Source organism: Variovorax sp. 10L421, assembly GCF_056395365.1.
In genome coordinates, this window is record NZ_JBFTJJ010000069.1 from 1 (window position 1) to 1,045 (window position 1,045).

The following is a 1,045-nucleotide window of genomic DNA, read 5'->3' on the forward strand; positions in this document are numbered from 1 at the left end:
CGCGCGACGCGGCCACCGGCGCATCGGTGAAGTCCAGCAAGACCAGCCTGGCCAACTCCGGCTACAACTCCAGCCGCATCGGCTTTCGGGGCACCGAAGACCTCGGCGGCGGCCTGGCTGCGAGCTTCTGGCTCGAAGCGCCCATCACCAACGACGACGGCGCCACCGGCATCTCCACCTTCGCGCGCCGCTCCACCGTGAGCCTGTCGGGTGGCTTCGGCGAGCTGCGCCTGGGCCGCGACTACACGCCCACCTTCTGGAACGACACCGTGTTCGACCCGTTCGGCACCAACGGCTCGGGCACCAACGTCATCAGCACCGTCAGCGGCAACACCGYCATCAACAACGCCAACTACGTGCGCGCGAGCAACTCGATCGGCTACTTCCTGCCGCCGAACCTGGGCGGCTTCTACGGCCAGGTGCAGTACAGCCTGCACGAGAACGCCAGCACCGATGCGACCAGCACCACGGCTGCTTCCAGCAGCACCGCCGGGCGCTACGTCGGTGGGCGCTTCGGCTACGCCAACGGTCCTCTGGACGTGGCGCTGGGCGTGGGCCGGAGCACGGCGGTGGACACCACCGCGCTGGAGCGCAAGGTGCAGACCATCAACCTGGGCGCTTCGTACGACTTCGGTCCGGTGAAGCTGTTCGGTGAGCTGTCGAACGTGAAGAACAAGTTCGACACGGCGCTCACGAGCACGCACGACAGCTACAACGGCTACCTGGTGGGCGCGACGGTGCCGGTGGGCGCGGGGCTGATCCGCGTGGCGTACTCGCAGGTGCGCTACAACGAAGGCGCGGCCGGCACCACGGGCGAGGACCCGCTGGCACGCAAGTTCGCGATCGGCTACGTGCACAACCTGTCCAAGCGCACGGCGCTGTATGCGACGGTGGCGCGCGTGAACAACCGCAACGACGCGAACTACACGGGCAGCCTGGTGTCGGCCAGCACCACGGGCTACGGCAGCGCGGGCGTGAGCTACACGGGCCTGCCGCGCTCTTCCACCGGCTACGACTTCGGTATCCGCCACGCGTTCTGATGCAG

The 1,045-nt window shown here is 68.1% G+C and carries 1 protein-coding gene; it reads left to right on the plus strand.

Annotated elements, in window-relative coordinates; genetic code table 11:
- A partial coding sequence (locus AC1DFC_RS29760; RefSeq protein WP_478180587.1) for a porin occupies window positions 1–1,040 on the plus strand: 1,040 nt, incomplete at its 5' end.
- Window positions 1,041–1,045: the final 5 nt, after the last annotated feature.